Annotated in this window: 19 protein-coding genes and 1 pseudogene; 4 read left to right on the forward strand and 16 right to left on the reverse strand. The window is 32.3% G+C overall.

Annotated features, from left to right (window positions below):
* Positions 1 to 279: 279 nt before the first annotated feature.
* From EL101_RS12760 to istA, 11 genes are all read right to left on the reverse strand, one after another.
* Complete coding sequence (locus EL101_RS12760) at positions 280 to 558, reverse strand: hypothetical protein (protein ID WP_096598759.1); 279 nt, start codon at positions 556 to 558, stop codon at positions 280 to 282.
* Positions 555 to 1,514: an insulinase family protein gene (locus EL101_RS12765; protein ID WP_164715588.1), complete on the reverse strand. Its 960-nt coding sequence runs from the start codon at positions 1,512 to 1,514 to the stop codon at positions 555 to 557. Before EL101_RS12765 ends, EL101_RS12760 begins: the two co-directional genes overlap by 4 nt.
* 4 nt (positions 1,515 to 1,518) lie before the next feature.
* Positions 1,519 to 2,598 (reverse strand): insulinase family protein, encoded by a 1,080-nt coding sequence (locus tag EL101_RS12770; protein ID WP_096598763.1) that lies wholly within the window; start codon positions 2,596 to 2,598, stop codon positions 1,519 to 1,521.
* A complete protein-coding gene (locus EL101_RS12775; RefSeq protein WP_240622774.1) occupies positions 2,582 to 3,418 on the reverse strand; it encodes a hypothetical protein in 837 nt (278 codons plus the stop codon). Before EL101_RS12775 ends, EL101_RS12770 begins: the two co-directional genes overlap by 17 nt.
* A gap of 406 nt (positions 3,419 to 3,824) precedes the next feature.
* The gene (locus EL101_RS12780) at positions 3,825 to 4,529 is read right to left on the reverse strand and encodes an ATP-binding cassette domain-containing protein (RefSeq protein ID WP_096598767.1); all 705 of its coding nucleotides are present in this window, start codon (positions 4,527 to 4,529) and stop codon (positions 3,825 to 3,827) included.
* On the reverse strand, positions 4,513 to 4,677 hold the full coding sequence (locus tag EL101_RS13310; RefSeq protein ID WP_164715589.1) for a hypothetical protein: 165 nt from the start codon (positions 4,675 to 4,677) through the stop codon (positions 4,513 to 4,515). Before EL101_RS13310 ends, EL101_RS12780 begins: the two co-directional genes overlap by 17 nt.
* A 10-nt stretch (positions 4,678 to 4,687) precedes the next feature.
* Complete coding sequence (locus tag EL101_RS12785) at positions 4,688 to 6,022, reverse strand: radical SAM/SPASM domain-containing protein (protein WP_096598769.1); 1,335 nt, start codon at positions 6,020 to 6,022, stop codon at positions 4,688 to 4,690.
* 63 nt (positions 6,023 to 6,085) lie between these two features.
* Positions 6,086 to 6,217: a subtilosin A family bacteriocin gene (locus tag EL101_RS12790; protein WP_096598771.1), complete on the reverse strand. Its 132-nt coding sequence runs from the start codon at positions 6,215 to 6,217 to the stop codon at positions 6,086 to 6,088.
* A gap of 385 nt (positions 6,218 to 6,602) precedes the next feature.
* Positions 6,603 to 7,370, reverse strand: a complete 768-nt coding sequence (istB, locus tag EL101_RS12795; RefSeq protein WP_126489891.1) for an IS21-like element helper ATPase IstB — start codon at positions 7,368 to 7,370, stop codon at positions 6,603 to 6,605.
* An 11-nt stretch (positions 7,371 to 7,381) separates the two neighbouring features.
* Positions 7,382 to 7,723, reverse strand: a complete 342-nt coding sequence (locus tag EL101_RS13600; RefSeq protein WP_241971468.1) for a Mu transposase domain-containing protein — start codon at positions 7,721 to 7,723, stop codon at positions 7,382 to 7,384.
* Entirely contained in the window at positions 7,720 to 8,577 is an 858-nt protein-coding gene (istA, locus tag EL101_RS12800; protein ID WP_241971469.1) for an IS21 family transposase, read from the reverse strand. The genes EL101_RS13600 and istA overlap by 4 nt, the downstream gene beginning before the upstream one ends.
* Before the next feature lie 519 nt (positions 8,578 to 9,096).
* On the opposite strand from istA, the gene EL101_RS12805 reads away from it, so the two are divergent.
* Positions 9,097 to 10,113, forward strand: coding sequence for a thermonuclease family protein (locus EL101_RS12805; RefSeq protein ID WP_179299312.1), 1,017 nt, complete (start codon positions 9,097 to 9,099; stop codon positions 10,111 to 10,113).
* Positions 10,114 to 10,234: 121 nt separating this feature from the next.
* Here the strand turns inward: EL101_RS12805 and argS are convergent, their stop codons facing one another.
* Positions 10,235 to 11,899, reverse strand: coding sequence for an arginine--tRNA ligase (gene argS / locus EL101_RS12810; protein WP_096595856.1), 1,665 nt, complete (start codon positions 11,897 to 11,899; stop codon positions 10,235 to 10,237).
* Between the two features lie 146 nt (positions 11,900 to 12,045).
* Between argS and EL101_RS12815 the strand changes: the two genes are divergently transcribed.
* The 3 genes and pseudogenes from EL101_RS12815 to EL101_RS12830 all read left to right on the forward strand — a co-directional run.
* Positions 12,046 to 12,537 (forward strand): hypothetical protein, encoded by a 492-nt coding sequence (locus EL101_RS12815; RefSeq protein WP_096595857.1) that lies wholly within the window; start codon positions 12,046 to 12,048, stop codon positions 12,535 to 12,537.
* A gap of 660 nt (positions 12,538 to 13,197) precedes the next feature.
* On the forward strand, positions 13,198 to 13,671 hold the full coding sequence (locus tag EL101_RS12825; protein WP_096595858.1) for a hypothetical protein: 474 nt from the start codon (positions 13,198 to 13,200) through the stop codon (positions 13,669 to 13,671).
* 91 nt (positions 13,672 to 13,762) lie between these two features.
* Positions 13,763 to 14,049, forward strand: a pseudogene (locus tag EL101_RS12830) (tyrosine-type recombinase/integrase); the annotation flags it as partial.
* 47 nt (positions 14,050 to 14,096) lie between these two features.
* Here the strand turns inward: EL101_RS12830 and guaA are convergent.
* From guaA to xpt, 4 genes are read right to left on the reverse strand one after another with little or no spacing between them, the layout of a single operon-like run.
* Positions 14,097 to 15,638 (reverse strand): glutamine-hydrolyzing GMP synthase, encoded by a 1,542-nt coding sequence (gene guaA / locus EL101_RS12835; protein ID WP_019166941.1) that lies wholly within the window; start codon positions 15,636 to 15,638, stop codon positions 14,097 to 14,099.
* A 22-nt stretch (positions 15,639 to 15,660) separates the two neighbouring features.
* Entirely contained in the window at positions 15,661 to 17,127 is a 1,467-nt protein-coding gene (gene guaB, locus EL101_RS12840) for an IMP dehydrogenase (RefSeq protein WP_096595860.1), read from the reverse strand.
* A 37-nt stretch (positions 17,128 to 17,164) separates the two neighbouring features.
* Positions 17,165 to 18,433, reverse strand: coding sequence for a xanthine permease PbuX (pbuX, locus tag EL101_RS12845; RefSeq protein WP_096546826.1), 1,269 nt, complete (start codon positions 18,431 to 18,433; stop codon positions 17,165 to 17,167).
* Positions 18,430 to 19,014 (reverse strand): xanthine phosphoribosyltransferase, encoded by a 585-nt coding sequence (gene xpt / locus EL101_RS12850; RefSeq protein WP_096595861.1) that lies wholly within the window; start codon positions 19,012 to 19,014, stop codon positions 18,430 to 18,432. Before xpt ends, pbuX begins: the two co-directional genes overlap by 4 nt.
* Positions 19,015 to 19,102: the final 88 nt, after the last annotated feature.

Here is a 19,102-nt window from a genome sequence, read left to right on the forward strand (position 1 = left end):
AAAAAGTTAATAAAAATAATTGTTCCTCTACTGACAGTATATACAAGATAATCACGCTTACAACTAGTAAAACAATATATCTAGTGAAGCATTTATTGATAATGTTTTTAATGAAATTAGAACTATAATAAAAGGTACTTATAAAAGTAAATATATACAATAATATAACAAGCAATAAAGGGAGTTTTAATGAAAAGTGGTTTGAAATTTTTAAGCCTAGTCCTATTAATAAAGTAATAGGTATGATGCCTTTATAAATAAAATTGCCACTAGGAATTTCTACATTTTTTTAAATTTTTCTATATCAAAATCTTTTTTGTTTCTTTCCTCTAAAAACTTTTCATTAATCTGATTAATATGCTTTATCCTATTATTAATATACATATGAAATGGAACTGCTATAAACGTAATTATTACAGATATACACACAAATTCTGACCACGAACTTTTAATAATGAAAAAATTTAACCAATAATCAATATATTTATTAATGCCGAAAATATAATAAGTGCCTAACATTACCAATACTACAAATAGAAATTGATATTTTGTCTTCATGATAACTCACCCTTAAGCTCATTTATTAAATCTAATAATTTTTCACTTTCGCATATATTTTGTATTGTCGAGAAAAAATTATTATGCAATTCCCAAAACTCTACAATATTTTTTATTTCAACTACTGCACTCATTTTATCTAAAATATCTTTATAGATGTTATCAGTCATCCTATTATCTTTTTCCTCAAATAGATTAATGTTTTTTACTAGTTGTTTCTTTTCACCATAATATAGAAATTGATTATTATAATATACTAAAGATTTGTTATTAGCGATATTTAACAAAAGAATTTTTAAAAAAAGTACTTCTTCGGTTCCTTGTATCTCGCACTCTCCATCCTTAGTAATAATCTTCTTTTTGGTAACATCATTATGATAATTACTATTATTGTTTTTTTTGGTGAATTCAATATCTCCAATAACATAAATACTCATATTATCTTTATTATAAAAACTTTTAGATATTTTATGTAAATCATATAATGAAATTTTATTAATATTTTTTTCGGTCCCTAGTATACGGTCTCTTATGATATTAAGTTTCATATCCTGAGATTGAATACTTTTATATCCTTTAATTTCGTTGATCACTACTTTCTTTTCTTTTTCAAAAATATTTTTTGAAAAGTCATGGTTTTTCAAATACTTTAACAATACATTTAAAGCATCCTCTGACACATATGGAGCACAAAAAAATGTAAAATAAGTACTATTTACACTAGTGGTAGCATTTAAGACAATACTTAAATTTTTCATTTCTTCATAAAGATGATTATCGTCTCTCCAAAATTTCATATGTTCCAAAAAGTGAGCATATCCAATTTTACTATCTAGCCCTCCAAAATTAATCTTTACACTAATACAATTGATATATGAGTTTTTTATATCAAAACCTAGACCGCTAATCCCTGCAAATTCAATCTTCATAATACTATTATCTAATCCTTTTAGCATATAATCACCCTTCATCTAAAGCGATAAATGTCATATTTTTGACCATGCTATTAAATTCTAAGTAGTTCAGTTTTTTTATGTCATAAAATGGATGAGCAAACTTTTTATATTTCTGCCCTAACTTAAATAAATAGAAGTTATAACCGTATTGTTTATCTAATAAAAATCTTAATTCGGTATCTAAAAAGGTTTTAATACTCTCAAATTCTTCAATACTCAGCCACAATTTTTTCATTATATTTTTTACACAATTTTTAATATCGTTTTTTTTCTTAACATCTGAACTAAAATGTATAAAAAATAGATTACATTCATTATCAAAATATGAACTAAAGTGGTAAAGTTGGTAAGCCTTTATTCTAAGTTCTTCAAACAATTTTGAATGTCCGTAATGAGAAAGATATGCTTGCAATAAATTACCATAAAAACATGTATCCTCAATACAATTAGATTTAATACTCCAACAGAGTGTATAAAAAGGGTGGCTATCTAATCCTATTTCAGAAATGTTATTTCTTATTTTAAGGTTATTATTAAGATTATACTTGTTATGTATTATAGGATTATCTACTCTTGTAAAATTGTTGTAGTTACTATACTTATATTCATAATTCCTTAAAATAACATCATCGATATCTTTCTTTTGCAGATCTACTAAATAAAATTTTTCTACTTTTCCATATCTATATTTTCCATAAATATCGTCTAAACCAAGAATTTCTTTATATTCATTCCTATGAATGTTAAATGGACTTAATTGATATTGACTTATCTTTGCTTTTAAACTCATTTTTGCTTTATCTTTTGCTTCATTTAATTCTTTTACTGTGTAATGACAATTATCATAATCATAATCATTATCTAAACTTAAAGTATTATATAACCAGAAAAACTGATTGTTATAACAAATTAAGCTAGTGTATCTTCTATGTTTATAGGAATCTAATTTCCCAAATAGTTCATTAAACGTGTAGGACAACAATTGATAATAATTTAGTTTACTTAAGTTCATTTTTGGTAGTTGTTCTATTTCCATAGTCGAATTGTATATAGAAGATTTAACATTTTTAATATAGAAAGACAAAATAATCACCCCTATTAGGCTTAAATTTACTTAAAACAAAAATCACAAGCATTAAAGGGAGTGTAATCCAAATACTATAAGTTAAAGCTAAATATATATATGGTATTAAAATGATTAAAGAAATATATTTTTTTGGGTTTTTCCATATATCCTGTTTAGATGACCAATTTAATATAGGAAACTTTTGATCAAATTTCAATCTGAAATATGCACAAAAAAGCATAATTATATATATGTTAATAACTCTTAAATCTATATTATGTTTAATTAATGAGAATATCGCTAAACTTAATGTTAAAATCATTAACATTAAAAGGGAGCATATCAAAAATTTAATTAAAAACACTTTGCGCTTATTTATAGGTAAATATACATATAATCTTTGATAATTTTTATCTGTTGAAAACAATAAATAAACTGGACTCATCGCTAGTACAATTATCATGATTAAAAAGTAATTAATATTTGGGTCTATATTTTCAATGGAATTTAAATTAAACGTCAGTATAGCGATAAAAATTATTGCTATGACACAATTAATCCAATTACTCTTATCAGAAATCCATTTTTTTATTTCAATTTTTAATATCGATACTTCTTCTTTTTTTTCAACAGATTTATTAGTTCTTTTGTTTTCTAACAGTTTAATACTATCAAAACACACATAAATTAAACTTATCATTATAATTATTAATATAAAGCTAAATACTGGTGGTGACAGTGACACTAATAATAAGAGAATTGTAAGAATTATATTTTTCAACAAATCAGTTGTTTCAAAAAAAATAATTACACAACTAAAAGTTAAAAAAATCATCAATATGTACGAAACCATCATTATAATAGTATTTGTTAAACTAATATCTGACGTTATATACAAAAATATAGGCAATATCAAAAGGTAAATCATTCTCTTTAGACCTACCTCTAAAAAAATATATACAACCATCGATAGATACAATTTTTTTGTATTTACTGGCAATGGCTTAAACATGGTATGTACATAACTGTTTCTAAATGAACTCCAAAACGATAATGCTAAAAAAAATGAAGTCAAAGAAATAATCAATTTAAAATGGGCATGCTTAATAATAGTGATTTCTATATCACTATTCAAAATTAAATAAAACTCAAACATCAACAAAATCGATATACTTATAAGTAATCTACTTATCGATTTTACATGGTATTTGTTACTCTCTGTGAGAACTATATATTTTAGATATCTATGTAGTTTCATTCACACCCAAAACCTCTCTAATTTGACTAGCATTCTCAAATGTTAATTCAGTGGCTTTTCTGTTATTAATTAATACAATTTTATTAGTAAACCTTTCAACTACATCAAGAATATGAGTAGATAAGATTACTAAATATCCCTTATTCTTTAATAGTTGTATATCTTCTATAAATTTCTCAATGGATTGAATATCTAGTCCATTTAATGGTTCATCAAAAATTAAAATTTTAGTATTTATTAGATAAGAACATATAATATTAAGTTTCTTGAGATTTCCAAGAGAAAGCTCATCGATTATCTTATTTTTATGATTTGTAAATTGATACCTTTCCATATAATATTGTAATAATTTTTGATCTACCTTCGTTTTGTATATGTCTAGTATTAAATTTATATATTGCAAACAATTCATGTATTTTATTTTTTCAGGATTATCTGCTATATAAAACCTTTCCTTTTTACTGTTTTGTATTATTTTAGAAGTGCTTTCTGCATTAAAGAAAGCATTGCCCATAACAATACTTCCTTTAAATGTAGGCAAAACCCCACAAATTGTATTGATAAGTGTAGTTTTACCGCTACCATTTTTACCAATCAAAGCATAAATTTCTCCACTCTTTAGCTGTAAATTTATATCTTCTAAAATGAATTCCTTGTCGTACCAAACATATAAGTCACAGATTTTTATCATTATTAGCCCCTTGTATTAATCTTAATAAAAATACGATAGAGATAATTCCAAAAATAGCTGAGAAAACCCAATCTTCTTTCACTATAAATACTACTGTTGATATTGTAAAAATAATAACTATTATTAATCTCAATAAATTTTTCGACATGTTATCACTCCTAAATATTTTCCATCAGTGGTTCAAGTTTTTGTTCTTTTATCCAGCTACATTTGTCTTTTCGATGATTTTTATTCGTGTTTAATCCTTTTAAGTAACATCCTGTACAGTAATCTCTAAACGGACATTCTTTTGAACATAAACTAGAACTTTGAGGTGATTGTAATTTCCATAATTTATTGACAATGTCACTAGAGAACACTTCTTCATAGCTAGAATCTTTTAAATTACCAATTTTAAATTCTTTTGGAAATAATGCACAAGGTCTTATATTACCGTTAGGATCCATAACTATTGAGCGCCATCCAGCACCGCAATTATTAGCTTTATTTTCATTAATCGATATAAGTGGAATGATATCTTTATTTTCTTTTAAAACATTCACCTCAAATTCTTTAAATGAAATATCATTTTGTTTATTTAACTTCATTTCGTCTATTGATTTTCCTCGACCAAAGTCATCAATCCAATTATAAGCAAATGCTTGTGCTCCTAATTCTCTAACTAATTTAGCCATGTCTTTTATTTCCCACATATTATCTTCATAAATAGACATACCTACTCTTACAAAAATACCTCTATCAGCTAATCTTTTAATATTTTTACACGTTAGTTGATGTGCTCTAGGATGTTGTCGAAACTCGTTATTTGATTCAGGATTAACACTATCTAATGATATACCAACTATAATCTTATCCTTATATTTTGTAAGCAAATCTAATACGTCTTGTCTTAAAATAGTCGCATTAGTTAATATGCCTACTTTATGAAACTTATTTAGTGCATATTCTATTATTTCTTTTGCATGTTGGTGGACAAATGTTTCTCCTCCAGTAATTTCACATGTTAAAACCCCATTGTTATACATTTCATCTGCTATTTTTTTAAACTCGTCAAAACTCAATGTATCTTTAACAGATGGAGAGCTTTCTAAATAACAGTGTTTACATTCTAAATTACATTTGTGAGTTATCTCAAAAGTTGTATGTAGTGGTGTAATATGTTCTTTAGAACCTGTTAAATTAATTGATCCCGAATTACTATTTTGTGTTAGTGTAACTAATTTTTTACTGTATAATTTTTTAATTAGATCACTGTACCAATTAATATGATCCTTAAGTTCACAATCATACTTAATGCACATACCTTGAATAATATCTATTATCTTTTTACTACCATCAAAGTAGGTACATGCTTCAAATGCAGAAGAATTTAAATCTAAATATTCAAACTCTAACATATCAAATTTGGAATCTCTAAAGCTCATTTCTATTACTCCACCTTCTGGGAGCTGATGCAACCTAACGTGTTCATTAAACTTTATATATCTTTGCATATAGAAATCTCCTTTAAAAATTGAGTGTAACGACAAGTCGCTACACCCCTAGTAAATACTCAATTAAGAAGCTATACCGAATGTACCTGTAATACCAGCTACTTCAAAATCAGGAATAGGACCATCAGCTAGACAAACAGCTCCAACCGCGCATGCTGAGCAACCTTTGTTACTAACCATTACACCTTGTTCCATAGCAATTCCTCCTCTCGTGTCTGAACTTCTAATTCTAAGTTTAGACTATCTCATTTAAAATTTATGTGACTAAGGTCACATAAATCGGTTCTTTTTCTGAAAAAAATCATCGTTTGAAATAACTTTTAAGTTTCATTAAGTTAAAAAATTTAGAACTTAAATATCCTATCTATCTAGCACTCTTTTAAAAGATTCACAATTATTGATTTTAGAAACTAAACTCTTATACATATTTAAGACTATACTATCCTTCAATTAATAATAGAGAAGACAAAAAAGTAGAAATCATTGTTTTTGGAGATTATCAATGTCCATTTTGTAAGATGTACGAAAGAAAGGTATCTCCTATTTCAATAGCGGTTTGAAAATGTCGTTTTTTGGCGGTTTAAGAATGACGTATGTTTAAACTTTTTTCACTTTTATAGTCTTTAAGTCGGTATGAATCGCCTGTAATTTTAAATATTTTTGAATGGTGAATAAGTCTATCAATAATGGCTGCTGACGCTATCTTGTTACTAAATGAGTCGCCCCAACTAGAAAAAGGGATATTCGTCGTTATGATCGTGGATTTCATTTCATATCTTAGTGACATCAATTGATAGAAGAGGTCTGCCTGTTCTTTTGAAATGGGTGTATAGCCTATCTCATCAATAATAAGTAGTTCAATTCTGTTTAATTGTTTTAAAGTTTTATTGATGATTCCTTTCTCCTCTGAAGTGGTTAAGAGTTCAATTAATTCTTTAAAAGTATAGAATCGAGTTTTGATATTTTGTTTACAAGCTTCTACGCCTAGCGATATTGCTAGATGTGTCTTACCGACACCACTATTACCTAAGAAGCATATATTGATACTCTTCTCTAGAAAATGCATGGATTTTAATGTGAGTATTTCTTGTTTATTAATGCTTGGCTGAAACGTGAAATCAAAGTCATTTAAATATTTAACCTTAGGGAAACGTGCTAACTTAATAGCACGTTTAAATTTTTGTTCAGCTTGATATTCTACTTCCTTTTCTGTCAACTCAAGTAAAATTTCAGTTAAAGATTTTTGATTCTTGGATAGTGATTCTAAATACTTCGGATAATAGTCTTTAATCATTTTTAGATTGAGCTGTTGAAAGCTTTCTAATAGCTTTTGATGGTCTGTATACATATCTGTTTCTCCTATACCTCGTCATATTTTAATAATGAATCTTCGATATACGTAAGAATTTCTTGATCGTCTTTGTGCTTGAATGCGTCAGACTTCAATATCTCACACATATCTTTGGTAACATAATTGAATTTCTTTTCCGATAAATGATGGGTTCTAATTAACTCGGCATCAAAGTAGATGGATAATTTGTCAGTCAATTCATTAAAGATTAATTCAACCTCCTCACCAATAAACTTTGTAGGTACTGAATATTTACCTTTTCTAAAATTAACCATCGACTCTTTAGAAACAATTCGAATGCATTCATCTTCGACATAGGTGTTTAGTAACTGCACATTAAACGGGTTCAATAGATGTTTTTCTTCAGAATTGAATAAATCAATTGGATAGCAGTCAGTTGCTTGCGATATTTCGTTATGTTCATTTCATGACAAAAGTGATTGACAAGACTGATAAGTTCAACAGCGTCATAAAATTCGTAATCGTAGGGCCTTAAACGTTGTTCCACAAATTTAGCTAAAGATTCCACAGAGCCCTTGGTTTGCGGCCTATACGGCCTACACGCGATGGGTTCAAAGTTTGCATCTTTACTAAATTGATGAAAAAGGGTGTTAAATACCACTTTTCTATATTGTGTTCTAGGACGATCAACGACCGTTTTCATATTATCGAACCATATTTCCTTAGGAACACCTCCAGTGTACTCAAAAGATTCTTTCAAACATTGAAATAATGTATCTTGTTTTCTATCCCAAGTTAATGTGATATACTTCATTTTTGAATAGTGTAGAACGTAAAGAAAGATATTAAATTGATAACGTTTCCCAAATTTATCATGCATGACCATATCTTCTTTCCAGTCTACTTGAGCAGCTATACCGGGGCGTGTTTCTACCCGTATAGTTGCTTTTTTAATTTCCTTTCCTTTTTTATTCTTACAATATTCTCTAAGAATCGTATATTTGCCTTCATATCCTTTTTTAGTAATATATTTATAAATCGCCATAGCCGTACAACCTAGCTCTAATTTTTCGTCTATGAGCGTTTTATAGGGTTCTAATTTTGATACTCTCTTTGTCGTTTTCCTTGTTTTTAATTTTTTCAACTCATTGCCTTTCCCAGCTTCATAATATTTTTTTACTGTCCTTGGATCACAATGATATTGTCTAGCCAGTTCAGCGTAATTTGGTTTTATGCCTTTCATAATGTAAAATGACACTCCTTCGTATATATCATGTCTCAATCAAACAACCTCCATTCAAAGATTGAGTTAAGACATGATTATATATTTTAGAAAATAAAAAATGTAGGAAAAACAGCATTTTCATTCCGCCATTTTCCTACATTTTATAACCGCCATTTACATCCTAAGATAAACAAAGATTATTTAGAGACTAATAAAGCATCATATCATTTTGTTAATGCACAATTATTAGGTAAAGAATCTGAACAAGCTAGTAGAGCATCGTACGCAGTTTATCAAACAGATAAACGTAAGTATTGGGAGTTTCATAAAAAGTTGTTTGATGACAAAGCACTCTACATTCTTCTCGAATTGTAAGATTAAAGACTTATTGAAACGCCACTCTTTACTCTCCCCTTATTCGAGCTTTACTCAGTTTTTAATTTTCAGAGCAGAATACATAATATTATAAGAAATTTTGTTTACATAAACATATTTTTTCCTCATAATAAAAAGAAAAAGTAAAGGATGAGGGAAAAGGTGTTAGGAAATATTGTTACGTTTCTGTTCTTGCTCGTTTGGATTTATAATGTTTATTTGTTCATCAAAATGATTGTGAATTACTTTAAAAAGCAGCCCGTAAAACCTGTCGCAAAGAGATACGCAATCAGTTTCATTCCACTTCTAATTCTTTTTATTTTAGTTGGTTTAACAAATCATACGACTAAAGATAAAAATGCATCCCATGATACTAAAACTCATCAAGTAGATAAAGATAAAAAAGAGACAGCTAAAAAAGAGAAAAATAAGGCGGAGAAAGACAAAAAGGATGCGGAAACTCGTAAAAAAGCTGAAGAAAAGCAATCAAAAGGTGAGAATAACGCTGACAATGACGAAAATCAGCATAAAACGTCAGATAATTTAGTTGCTGCAATATTTATTAAACATATTGATGGGGATACGTCCAAGTTTAATATTGACGGCAAAGAAAAAACGGTTCGTTATTTATTAATTGATACACCTGAAACGAAACATCCCCGTTTAGGTGTTCAACCATTCGGCAGAGAAGCATCTGAACGAACGAGATCTCTGCTGAGTAACGCCCAAAAGATTGAAATTGAATATGATGTCGGTCCTAAAACAGATAAATACGGTAGAGATTTAGCATACGTATTTGTAGATGGTAAAATGGTCAATGAAATTTTAGTCAGAGAAGGACTGGCAAAGGTGGCTTATGTATACCCGCCTAACACGAAATATTTAGATCGATTGAAAGCGGCTGAAGCGTTGGCAAAACAAGAAAAGTTAGGCATATGGTCTGAACAGACGAATTCTGCTACACAAGATACGGCATCGGCCCAAACACCTACTCACAATACCGCCAACACACCGTCAAATCACGCAACAGTCAATCAAAATAGTGCACCTCAGCAAACATATTTCAGAAACTGCAAGGAACTCAAAAAAGTTTATCCTGCCGGCGTGCCACTCGGTCATCCAGCTTATCAACGACGATTAGATGGAAATCATGATGGCTTCGCTTGTGAACTGCATTAATAGTCTATGCCTACGATAAGTTTGAAAAATATATCTTAAATTAAAAAACGACCATAGCATTTACAGCATAACGATGTAAATTGGTGGTCGTTCTTTTATATTTTTTGTTTTTAACATTTCCCTATATCTCTTTGATTAATTTAATACCTAATAACTGCATTGCTTCTTCAATATTTTTAGAAACAATCTCTAATAATTTCATTTTCGACTTTTCATTTTCACTACCTAATATTCTTTCAACATTGTAATAGCTATTAAAATGACGACATAACTGTAATGTATATCGACAAATTGAAGATGGTGTATAGTTAACCGAAGCAATCTCTAGAACTTCATGATAAGATTTCAAATGCTTCAAAATCGCCCACATGTTCTCTTCGAATTGAAAACTTTCCTTAGCATTATTCGCATATCCACTCTTTCTTAAAATAGATTGCATTCTTGCATACGTATACATAATATATAGTGCTGTGTCGCCTTCGAACGCTAACATCTCATCAATTCTAAAATCGTAGCTACTCAAACGATCATTTTTCAAATCGTAAAACTTAACAGACGCAATGGCAATTTCTCGCGCAGTTTCTTGTTTATTCGTTAATTGAGATTGCTTTTCTTCTAAAGTTTTGAGTACAGCCGCTTCCACTTCAGCAATGATGCCTTCAAGCAATACGACCTTCCCTTGTCTTGTGGACATTTTTTTGCCACCTTGTAAAATCAAACCGAACGGAACATGTTCTATGACAGTTTTTAATCCCAATAAATGCGTCACTTGTTCGAGTTGCTTAAAATGAATAGATTGCTCTTGGCCAACAACATATAAGATACGTGTTGGGTCAAAAGTTGCTGTACGATATAAAACAGCAGATAAGTCACGAGTAATATAGAGGGAAGCGCCATCACTCTTTTTGATTAATGCTGGTGGTAAATCCTCTAATTCTACAATATAGGCGCCGTCATCACGCTTTAATAAACCCTTTTGCTCCAGTAACTTGACAGTATCTGTTAATTTATCATTATAAAAAGCTTCACCTTGTATGTAATCAAAATGGATATCCAAAAGTTTGTAGAGTGCATTAAAGGACGTCATTGACACTTCACGGAACCAAGACCATAACGCTTCGTACTCATCGTTCCCACTTTCAAGCAGTCTAAAAGCTTCTCTCGCCTCTGCATCAAGTTGCGGATCTTCTTCACTCACTTTATGAAATTTGGTATACAAGTAAAAAAGTTCCTTTATCGGATTTTCCTCAACTTTCTTCGCATCTCCCCATTTTTGATAAGCAACAATAAGCTTACCGAATTGCGTTCCCCAGTCACCTAAATGGTTGATTTTAATCACTTCTGCACCATTTGCTTCAAGTATTTTGGACAAACTGTCACCAAGCACTGTAGCTCTCAAATGCCCCATCGAAAATGGTTTAGCAATATTCGGACTTGAGTAATCAATAACAATCTTTTCTCCACTTAATGTTTGGTTACTTTCTAAATGTCCATTACCAAAATGTGCAATAATTTTCTGTGCACTCACATCCCTATCCAAGAAGAAATTGAGAAAACCATTCACAACTTCTGTTTGACGAACATCAACATTATCAAACTTTTCTTTGATACTATTGGCAATCTCAACTGGAGGCTTTTTAAAAATTTTAGCCAATTGAAATGTCGGAAATGAATACTCCCCATGATTTTCATTAGCTGGATATTCAATCAACTGGTAGATTTCGTCAAAAGTCATTTGATCTTGTAAAATTTGATATAGCTCTTTTGCGATTGATTGTTTAAACATAGACTTCACCTTTCTTTTATTTACTACTATATCAATCACAATTATTTTTCACAATACTTATATTTTTCTGATTATTTTCTTAAATCATGATCCTAAGACGAAATTCCCTTTAACATCAATCTATTTTATAGGGGCTGATTTTTGATATGAATAACTTCTCAAAAAAAGTACATTTAATAACTGCAGCAACAATATTAACTTCAAGCCTTATTTTGCCTTCTTTTCCCGAAAGTAAAATAACTTATACAACTCAAAATCAAGCTGAGGCTGCCGGTGGATGGAAATACCTTACAACAACAAGCGGTGATACAAAAGCCAGAAATCTAACGTTAAAAATGGGAGCAGGTACATTACTAGCTTTAGTAGCTAAAGGAGTAGGTGGAAGTAATACAGCAACTGGAGCGGTCGGTGGAATATCAGCTATAAGCAATGACATATTAGGTACAGATAAAGTGATATATTATAAAGATAAAATTTATGAAAGAAAAACACCTGTTGGAGCCGAATGGCAACATAATATAACATTCTATCAAGACAAAGCAAAAACTAAAAAATTGGTAGCTACAAAGTCATTCAAAAAACATATTCAAAAAATTTCCAAGCGAAACAGTAATATGTTATTTAAAACAGCTGTATGAGTCACTTTGAGCATATAAACACACTCACAAATAAACAATTATATTGCTAAACAAACATATCAAGACATGATACGTAAAATGGAGAGGCTTTGTTGTCAAATATTGACTATTGATAAAACCGATGTCAATATCTGCTTATAAATAAGTTAACATAATCCATGAGAGTAGACACCCCACCATAAGGGGCTGAGCGAAATCATGGTTTTTTTATTATTCTAGATAATGATGAAACATACATAACCATATGAGTCTACAGTGACTACTATCGTAAAAGAAGCCAAAAAATATTCGAAAAATTACCGCTAAAAAGGAGCAAATCTGTTATACCGATATTATCATCATCCTTTAACAAAAATTCATTTTGATGTGTAGACTTACTCTGATTTATATAAATTTTTTAATTGCATGTTACTTGTAAAATCCTGTTTCGCGTTCTTTTAACCATTGATTTCATGCGTTTTTTACTTTGTTTTTCACTTGCATCCGTATATTAGAATGAATGTTGAAGATACCCATTTTAATAGAATCGTTGACTATTTAGCAGTAATTATCTTAATAAGTGCTTCATTAGGTTATAATAAATCAGAATTAAGAAATTGGGCAGTAAAAAACAGGTAGCGGCACATTTGATACTAATTTAAAGAAGTTTGGAGATTAATAATGGAGATTAAACTAAAAATTCTAGTAGTTCAATTCGACTTAAACAGTGAAACGCCTTATTTTCAAGTTGAAGATAATTACAAAATAAGATGGGATATTGACTCGATTCAAAAAAGAGACCTTGTAGAAATAATGAGATTATCGTTCAAGTCAAAGATTAATGGTTCATTCCTATCAAAAATTATCTCACCTGTTTGTAAAAGAGAGGTGACTCGTCTTGGATGGTATATTAATATAAAAAATTGGCGTGAAAATATTCATTGCGATAATGAAAAATATATCATTTCTAGTATATCCGATATAGATATTACAGAAGCGTTAAATTATTGCATTTATATCAAAAATAGTCAGATTCAACCTTTTATCATTTTTTATGATGATACATCTTTATTAAAAATTGGTGTTGATACTATTGATATCATTAGCGCTTCTGAAGAATTAATTAAAAAGTTGCATACTAAGTTTAACTTTTAATACATATATCATGAAAACACGATGCAATTTGTAATATCGTATCAGATTGCCGACAAAACCGCTTCTCTATTAAAAAAGACGGATAATACATGTTATCAGTAACAAATCTCTCTGTCCTGAACATGTCAACAAGTATTAGATAGTATTTGTCAGAAATATCAATTTAAGCTTATCAAGATACACGGCTTTAGCCATACCCATTGTTCACTTTTATTTGAAGCGGGGTTATCTATCCAAGAAGTTCAAAACCGTTTAGGACATGGCGACATTAAAATCATTATGGCTATTTATGCTCACGTAACTGAAAATTCGCAAATGATATCAATTTTTAGCATTAACGTATTCAAAACGTATTCAACGCAAAATAAAAGAGGCTAGAAACCGCATCATAACGGTAATTCTAGCCTATCATTTACGCTATATCATTATTCCCACTCAATTGTGCTTGGGGGTTTTGATGTGATGTCATATACGACTCTGTTCACGTGATCAACTTCATTGACGATACGTGTTGAGATTTTTTGTAAGATTTCCCAATCAATACGGGCAAAGTCACTTGTCATGCCGTCGATAGATGTCACTGCACGGATGCCGACTGTGTAATCATACGTACGGTAATCACCCATCACACCTACTGAACGGATGTCTGGTAACACTGTGAAGTATTGCCAAATTTCGCGTTCTAAGCCTTCTTCACGAATCACTTCACGTAAGATCGCATCTGATTCACGAACGATTTCCAATTTGTCTTCTGTAATTTCACCTAAGACACGGATACCTAATCCTGGTCCTGGGAATGGTTGTCTCCATACTAAATGTTCAGGAATACCAAGTTCGATACCTAATGCACGGACTTCATCTTTAAATAATGTGTTGATTGGTTCAATTAATTCGAATTCCATATCTTCAGGTAAGCCACCTACGTTATGGTGTGACTTAATTGTTTGTGCTGTTTTTGTACCTGATTCAATCACATCTGTATAAAGTGTCCCTTGTGCTAAGAAATCAACACCTTTTAATTTTGATGCTTCGTCGTCAAATACGTAAACAAATTCGTTACCGATAATTTTACGTTTTTTCTCTGGGTCTGAAACGCCTTCAAGTTTAGACATGAAACGTTCTTTGGCGTTCACACGGATAATGTTCATGTTGAAACCTTCCGCGAACTGTTCCATCACCATGTCGCCTTCACCTTTACGTAATAAACCGTGGTCTACAAAGATACATGTTAATTGATCACCAATCGCTTTGTGTAATAATACAGCCACGACTGATGAATCGACACCACCGCTCATTGCACAAAGGACACGACGATCGCCGACTTTTTCACGAATTTTTTCGATTTCGATATCGATAAAGTTTTCCATTGTCCATTCGCCTGTACATTCACAAACGCGGCGCACGAAGTTACGTAAAATGTCATTACCATACTCTGTGTGACGCACTTCTGGGTGGAATTGTACGCCATAGATGCGACGCTTTTTATCTTCAATTGCAGCATATTGTGTACTTGGGCTGTCTGCAATGACTTCGAAGCCTTCTGGAATTTCGATAACTTTATCTGAGTGGCTCATCCAAACCGTTTGCTCTTCTGGTAAGCCGAAAAATAGTTCGTCTGACTTGGCGTTGATGATGGCTTTACCGTATTCACGTTGGTTCGCACGTTCCACTCTACCGCCTAATATTTTCGTTGTCAGCTGCATACCGTAACAAATACCTAATACTGGTACGCCTAAGTTGTAAATCTCAGGATCAATCGTAAATGCATCATCTGCATAGACTGAGTTTGGACCACCTGATAAAATGATACCTTTTGGATTCATCTTTTTAATTTCTTCAATTGAAATCTCGTGGTCATGTAATTCGCTGTATACGCCCATTTCACGAATACGACGTGTAATTAATTGGTTGTATTGACTACCAAAATCGAGGACAAGAATCAGCTCTTGTTCTTTTGCCATTTCCATACTCTGTGTACTCCTTTATCCATTAGAATGAGTAGTTCGGTGACTCTTTAGTAATTTGAACATCATGTGGGTGACTTTCTGCTAAACCTGCTGCACTCATTTTTGTAAATTGTGCTTCATCGCGTAATGCTTTCAAGTTCGCTGAGCCTGTATAACCCATACCACTCTTCACACCACCGATAAGTTGATAAATTGTATCAGCTAATGGTCCTTTGTAGTCGATACGGCCTTCTACACCTTCTGGCACGTATTTTTTAGGTGTTTTATCTTCTTGGAAATAGCGGTCATTTGAACCACTTTCCATCGCACCTAATGAACCCATACCGCGGTAAACTTTATATTGACGGCCTTGGAACATTTCTACCATACCTGGGCTTTCTTCAGTACCCGCAAGTAAGCTACCTAACATGACTGCATGGCCACCTGCTGCTAATGCTTTCACGATATCGCCTGAGAATTTAATACCACCGTCTGCAATGATTGTTTTACCGTGATTGCGTGCTTCTGTCGCACAATCATAAATCGCTGTAATTTGAGGTACACCTACACCTGCAACGACACGTGTTGTACAGATTGAACCTGGTCCGATCCCCACTTTAACAACGTCTGCACCTGCTTCAAACAATGCTTTTGTACCTGCTGCTGTCGCTACGTTACCAGCAATCACTGTAATTTCAGGATATTTTTCTTTGATCGCTTTCACTTGATTGATGACACCTTGTGAATGACCGTGTGCTGTATCGATGACTAATGCATCCACACCCGCTTCTACTAATTTTTGTGCACGGATATCAGTGTCTTTCGCAATACCAATCGCTGCAGCTACAAGTAAACGACCATGGGCATCTTTTGCTGAGTATGGGTATTCATGTACTTTTTCAATATCTTTAATTGTGATTAATCCTTGTAATACACCATCTTCAACAAGCGGTAATTTTTCAATTTTGTGTGCTTGTAAAATTTCTTCCGCTTCTTGTAATGTTGTACCAACTGGAGCTGTAACTAAATCTTCTTGTGTCATGACATCAGAAATTTTAATTGAAAAGTCTTCAATAAATCTCAAGTCACGGTTTGTCAGGATACCAACAAGTTTACGTGATGTTTTATCGTCGACGATAGGCACACCTGAAATACGGTATTTGCCCATTAATGCTTCTGCTTCATAAACACTTTCTTCTGGTGTAAGGAAGAACGGATCAGTGATAACACCATTTTCTGAACGTTTCACTTTTTGTACTTCGTCTGCTTGGCGTTCGATGCTCATATTTTTGTGAATGACACCTAAACCACCTTGTCTTGCCATTGCAATCGCCATTTTAGACTCTGTAACTGTGTCCATTCCTGCTGAAATCACAGGGATGTTTAACTTGATTTTGTCTGATAACTCTACACTTAAGTCGACTTCTTTCGGTAACACATTTGATTCTGCTGGGATTAAAAGTACATCATCAAAAGTGAGTGCTTCTTTTACAAACTTGTTTTCCCACATAACTATTGACAGCCTCCATTCAATTTTATACCTACTATTATTTCACATTTTCTTTGCTTTGTTGATAGTTTATACCATTAAAAAATAAATTCAAGATAATTGCTGAAACCGTACCTAACACGATACCGTTTTGTGTAAACCATGCAAATTGATCGCCAAGACCTTTGAAAGCTTCTGGCACTGCTGTAATTCCTGCGCCTAAGCCAACTGAAATCGCAATAATCAATAAGTTGTTTTGGTTTTTAAAGTTAATATCAATCAAAATGCGTACACCATATGCCATCACCATACCAAACATGGCAAGCATAGCGCCACCGAGTACAGATAATGGAATAATGTTCGCGAGTGCGCCAAGTTTTGGGATACAGCCACAAATCACTAGTAAAATGACCATACCGTAAATGACGTCGTTCTTTTTCACACCAGATAATGACACTAAACCAACATTTTGAGAATAAGCCGTATAAGGAAAGGCGTTAAAAATTGAACCTAATGTAATCGCAATCCCTTCAGCCATATAACCTTTTCTGAAATCTTTACGCTCGAGTTGCTTTCCTGTAATCTTACTCAAGGCATGATAAACACCTGTAGATTCGATTAAGCTGACTAGTGCGACGATGAAAAAGACAATCGTAGCACCGACATCAAAGGAAAAGCCTGTGAATCTGAATGGCTTCGGTAATTCAAACCAGTTCGCCTGACCGACTTGTGCAACATCAACGAGACCAAACACACTCGCCAAAATCGTACCGAACACTAAGCCAAGTAAAATCGCAATCGACTTTAAAAATCCTTTTGCAAAACGTTGTAACACTAAAATAATCACAAGTGTCGCAAAACCGAGTAAAATGTGTTTCGGGTCACCGTAATCTTTAGCGCCCTGTCCCCCTGCCATATAATTCATTGCAACGGGCATTAATGTAATCCCAATGATTGTCACGACACTTCCGGTAACGACTGGCGGAAATAGTTTAACTAATGATGCGAAAAACGGTGCGATGACAATGACCAAAAGCCCTGATAAAAAGAGCGAACCGTATAACACATCGATGCCTTTCGTTTGACCGATTAAAATCATAGGGGCAACTGCTGTAAAGGTACATCCTAAAACGACCGGCAAACCAATACCGATGCCGCGATAAACTTGAAGGAACGTCGCCACACCACACATGAAAATATCCACTGTCACTAAGTAAGCAATTTGTTCAGGTGTAAAGTTCAAACTTGTTCCTACTATTATAGGGACGAGAATGGCACCTGCATACATCGCGAGTAAATGTTGTAAACTTAATAAAAATCGCTTCATGATTCTGTATCTCCCACTAATGTCACTTTGTTGTCTGTTAATGAGGCGACTTGGCATAATGATGACACCGTTAAGCCTGCCTCTTCTAAACGTGAGCGACCTTGTTGGAAACTTTTCTCCACTAAAATACCCACGCCGACTGTTGTTGCGCCAGCTTGTTCAACTAAGCGGTGTAATCCTAATGCTGCTTCACCATTTGCTAAAAAGTCATCAATAATTAATACCTTGTCATCTGCAGACAAAAACTCTTCCGAAACGATGACAGTGTTCGTTTTATTTTTAGTAAACGAGTGCACATCTGTTTGGTAATAACCGGCATTTAACGTGCTCGGTTTCGCCTTTTTAGCAAATAGACAAGGTACATCAAAACGATAAGCCGCCATGATTGCGGGTGCAATGCCCGATGCCTCAATAGTCAGAATTTTTGTCACACCTTGATCCACAAACTGTTCGTAAAAGGTTTGACCAATATCGTACATCAAAGCTGCATCAATTTGGTGGTTTAAAAACCCGTCAACTTTAAGAATCTTTTCATCAATCACGACGCCATCTTCAATGACCTTTCTTCTCAATGCGTCCACTCCAATTCCTCCTCGAAAAAGATATCAAAAAAACCCAAAACTAAAGAATAGCGTTTCAGGTATACGAGTAAGAGTCATACAATTGTAA

Origin of the sequence: Staphylococcus delphini (assembly GCF_900636325.1) — a bacterium.
Classification (GTDB): domain Bacteria; phylum Bacillota; class Bacilli; order Staphylococcales; family Staphylococcaceae; genus Staphylococcus; species Staphylococcus delphini.

What these genes read in the sequence shown, in the direction of transcription:
- guaA (WP_019166941.1), bottom strand. Translation starts at nt 15,638, where the DNA reads ATGGAAATGGCAAAAGAACAAGAGCTGATTCTTGTCCTCGATTTTGGT.
- istA (WP_241971469.1), bottom strand. Translation starts at nt 8,577, where the DNA reads ATGAAAGGCATAAAACCAAATTACGCTGAACTGGCTAGACAATATCAT.
- EL101_RS13310 (WP_164715589.1), bottom strand. Translation starts at nt 4,677, where the DNA reads ATGTCGAAAAATTTATTGAGATTAATAATAGTTATTATTTTTACAATA.
- pbuX (WP_096546826.1), bottom strand. Translation starts at nt 18,433, where the DNA reads ATGAAGCGATTTTTATTAAGTTTACAACATTTACTCGCGATGTATGCA.
- EL101_RS12780 (WP_096598767.1), bottom strand. Translation starts at nt 4,529, where the DNA reads ATGATAAAAATCTGTGACTTATATGTTTGGTACGACAAGGAATTCATT.
- argS (WP_096595856.1), bottom strand. Translation starts at nt 11,899, where the DNA reads ATGTTTAAACAATCAATCGCAAAAGAGCTATATCAAATTTTACAAGAT.
- guaB (WP_096595860.1), bottom strand. Translation starts at nt 17,127, where the DNA reads ATGTGGGAAAACAAGTTTGTAAAAGAAGCACTCACTTTTGATGATGTA.
- EL101_RS12815 (WP_096595857.1), top strand. Translation starts at nt 12,046, where the DNA reads ATGAATAACTTCTCAAAAAAAGTACATTTAATAACTGCAGCAACAATA.
- EL101_RS12785 (WP_096598769.1), bottom strand. Translation starts at nt 6,022, where the DNA reads ATGCAAAGATATATAAAGTTTAATGAACACGTTAGGTTGCATCAGCTC.
- istB (WP_126489891.1), bottom strand. Translation starts at nt 7,370, where the DNA reads ATGTATACAGACCATCAAAAGCTATTAGAAAGCTTTCAACAGCTCAAT.
- EL101_RS12825 (WP_096595858.1), top strand. Translation starts at nt 13,198, where the DNA reads ATGGAGATTAAACTAAAAATTCTAGTAGTTCAATTCGACTTAAACAGT.
- EL101_RS12790 (WP_096598771.1), bottom strand. Translation starts at nt 6,217, where the DNA reads ATGGAACAAGGTGTAATGGTTAGTAACAAAGGTTGCTCAGCATGCGCG.
- EL101_RS12760 (WP_096598759.1), bottom strand. Translation starts at nt 558, where the DNA reads ATGAAGACAAAATATCAATTTCTATTTGTAGTATTGGTAATGTTAGGC.
- EL101_RS12765 (WP_164715588.1), bottom strand. Translation starts at nt 1,514, where the DNA reads ATGCTAAAAGGATTAGATAATAGTATTATGAAGATTGAATTTGCAGGG.